The organism is Neptunitalea lumnitzerae, from assembly GCF_027924185.1.
Lineage (GTDB): Bacteria > Bacteroidota > Bacteroidia > Flavobacteriales > Flavobacteriaceae > Neptunitalea > Neptunitalea lumnitzerae.
Genome location: NZ_BRVO01000008.1, coordinates 1 through 3,875 on the forward strand (window position 1 = coordinate 1; position 3,875 = coordinate 3,875).

The 3,875-nt window shown below is 36.8% G+C and carries 1 protein-coding gene; it reads left to right on the forward strand.

What is annotated here, in order from left to right:
* Window positions 1-298 precede the first annotated feature (298 nt).
* Entirely contained in the window at window positions 299-3,802 is a 3,504-nt protein-coding gene (locus tag Y10_RS16900) for a gliding motility-associated C-terminal domain-containing protein (protein WP_281766598.1), read from the forward strand.
* Window positions 3,803-3,875 lie beyond the last annotated feature (73 nt).

Consider the following 3,875-nt stretch of genomic DNA (forward strand, 5'->3'; position numbering starts at 1 on the left):
TAGTAAGTAAAACAAAAAATATTATTAAAATCTCAGATTACTACCCCCTTAGATTGTTAAGAATAACAATCACCGGCTTTTTTGATAAAACTATCTTAATAATGACGTTAATTTTTTACTTTTGTGTTAATTTTTATTTGCTATTTTAACACAAGAGCGTAAAAACAAGACGTTTGCATATTCATACAAGCTCACATAACATAGTCTTGATATGTTTACAAACACAATTGATTAACCAGTTTTCTTTACTGAAAACTTTTTAATATTTCATCCAACATTAATAACATAAATTAAATTTATGAGAAAATTATTATTACTTATTTGTTTTCTTGTTGTTCATTACATCAATGGACAAACCTATGAAGTGCTTTCCGTTACTTCTGGTTATAATGAAGACGTTATAGCCAATGGTTCTGGAAGTGCAGCTTCATCAACATCCAACATTTTAGATGATGACAGTTATGCATTAATGGCTGCAGATTTTAATCCGGGAACAGGTACAACACCTACAAATGGTTTAGTTGCCGGAGGGTTTTATTCAAGCCCGAATATTACAGGCTTATCCTTTCAATTAGCTGATTATTCTGCAAACAATTCATTACGACTTGGTAGTACAGTTACTAATGGAACCTTGGTGTTTTCTAATCAAGTAAATGCTACTAATCTTTATTTATTAACTACATCTGGGAGTGGTTCTTCTGTTATTACTGTTGATATACAGTTTACAGATGGAACAACACAAACAGCAACAGCTAACACGGTACCAGATTGGTTTAATAGTACGGCACTACCGGTAGAAGTTACAGGTGTAGGGAGAGTAAATGTAAACACAGATGGAATCTCTAACCTTTCTAACAACCCTAGATTGTATAGACTTAGTATTCCGATTGATGTGACTAATCAAACCAAGTTAATAGGTTCTGTTTTAATTACTAGAAACTCTGGTGGTATAGCAAATATTTTTGCAGCATCTGCCCAATTGTTAGATGCTTGTCCAGCACCAGATAACATTACATCAAGTGGTATTACTAATTCAGATGCCATTTTATCTTGGGATGCACCAGCGGTAGCACCAACTTCTTACGATTATTATTATTCAACAACTAATACGGCACCAACTGGTTCTACTACACCTAGTGGAAACACGACTAACACCAGCACAACTTTAACAGGCCTAACTGCTACTACCTCTTACTATTTCTGGGTAAGAAGTGTTTGTAGTGGTACCGACGTTAGTAATTGGACAGGTCCTTATGCTTTTGACACCGCTATGTGTCCAGTATCTGACCAGTGTACATATACTTTCAACATGACCGATACATTTGGAGATGGTTGGAATGGTAACACCATGGACATTATGCAAAACGGTGTAGTTATAGAAACCATCACTTTAAACTCAGGAAGTAGTGGTTCTACCTCTATAGGGTTATGTAACAACGCTCCATTTACTATTCACTGGAACTCTGGATCTTGGACTAACGAGGTAGGTATGACAGTTGTAAATGATTATGGCAGCCAAGTTGAATTTACATTACCTTCTGGAAGCGGTAGTTTAGCAGGTTCTGATATTTATACAGGTAACGTATACTGTGCTCCTATTACATGTCCACAACCTACGGCACTAAGCGTAGCTAACATCACCTCTACTGAAGCCGACTTAAGTTGGACAGCTGGCGGTGCTGAAACAGAATGGCAAGTAATTGTAGTACCTGCAGGAAGTTCTATCACAGGTGTTACCGGAACTACTACTACCACCATACCTTATACAGTTACCGGATTAAACCCATTAACTGAATATGATTTTTATGTATTAGCAGTCTGCGGACCTGCTGATTTAAGCTTTACTTCAGGACCTGAAAGTTTTACTACTAGTGCAGCAAATGATGAGTGTGAAGGAGCTATAGATGTACCTGTAAATACAGATGATACTTGTACCCAGATAACACCTGTTACTTTTACAGGAGCCACACCATCTACAACATCAGATTCTTGCAGCACTAATAACAATGGAGATTTATGGTATTCTTTTATTGCTACAAGCACTGTTCATGAAATTGAAATGATGGATCCTATTTCTGATAGTGGTTCTTTAGAAGGAAATTTTGATGATGTTGTTTTAACTTTATATGAAGGTTCTTGTGGTAGTTTAGCAGAGTTATATTGTACTACGGTAAATAATATTTTACAAACGGACTTAGTTGTAGGACAAGTATACTATATTAAGATTACCGATAATACAACAGCTAGTTATAACACACAATTTGATTTATGTATTAATATACCTTCTTTACCTGCAAATCAAGATAGTTTTAATTGTGCTATTAGAACTATTAATAGTGATTTTGAATTACCTGTAGTATCAGGTATTTATCCACCTCAGGTAAGTCATAATTTAGTTCAAGGATGGAGAACAACTGCAACGGATGGATTGATTGAAATTTGGCCAACTCCGAATTTTGAAAGTGTTCCTTCGTATTCAGGAAATCAGTTTATTGAATTAAATGCAACCAATACTTCTTTAGATCAAGGTGTTTACCAGGATTACCAAACACCAGCTGCTACTACATTTACCTATTCATTTGCACATAGAGCAAGGAGACCTGGTGGTTTTGACGAGTGTAAATTACTTTCAGGACCTCCTGGTGGACCATATGTAGAAGTAGGGACTTTTCAAGCAGATGATTCGGCTTGGGTACTTAATACAGGAACACACACAACACCTAGCGCACAACCCGTGACGCGTTTTATATTTCAGGCTTCGCAAACCGTTACAGGAGATCCTTCTATTGGTAACTTCTTAGACGCGGTTAGTTTTACTGCAGATAATAGTATTACTGTAGCCAATCCGTTAACTATTGATTGTGACGATACAAATGCGGTTGTTACTGCCGCTGGTGGTGGATTTTGGTCAGCTGTAGATTCTACAGATGGAACCGTAATTGCAGACCCAACATCAAACTCAACAACTATTTCTGGTTTTGATGCTCCTGGTAGTTACTTCTATGAATGGAACGGTACATATTGTTCGGATGTGTTAGAAATTATTTATGATGTATACGTAGTAGAGTTTGACTATGACACCCCTGAGGTATGTTATAATGAAGCAAACATTATCCCTACCCTTGCTGCTGACTTTAGTATGGGCGGAACCTTTACGTCTGATGCAGGATTAGTAATAGATGAAACTACAGGTGAAATAAGTGTAGCACAAAGTACACCAGGTACTTATACAGTAACCTATGCTTTACCACCAGCTACCAATACTAATTGTGACACAGAATATAGTGTAGATATTACTATATACGCTCCTGTAGAAGTAGCGTTTGTAGGAGGTTGCGAAGGCTTAAATAACTATGTTTTAACTGCTGAACCGACTAACATTACAGATTTAACAGGTGTTACTTTTGAGTGGACAGCTCCAGACGGAAGCATGGCAGGCTCATCACAGTCTATTACAGCTACAATGGTTGGTGATTACGTTGTTACCATTACCTCGGCTGACGGGTGTATTTCTGATAGCACTATTGCTGTAGAAAGCATCTTCTGTGATATACCTCAAGGTATTTCTCCAAATGCATCTGCCGGATTGAATGACAATTTTGACTTAACCGGATTAAATGTAGAGAGAATACAAATGTTTAACCGTTTAGGAACCGAAATATACACCTACACCAATTACACAGATGAGTGGCACGGACAAGATAAAAATGGAAACATTTTACCGGTAGGTACTTATTTCTATGTGCTTTATTTCAGTGACGGAAACAAAACCAGAACTGGCTGGGTATATCTTAATTATTAAAAAATAAGCTATAATGAAAAAGTTTTCTTTTTATGTACTTGCCATAGTGGCTTTCATAGTATCTGGAGATTTG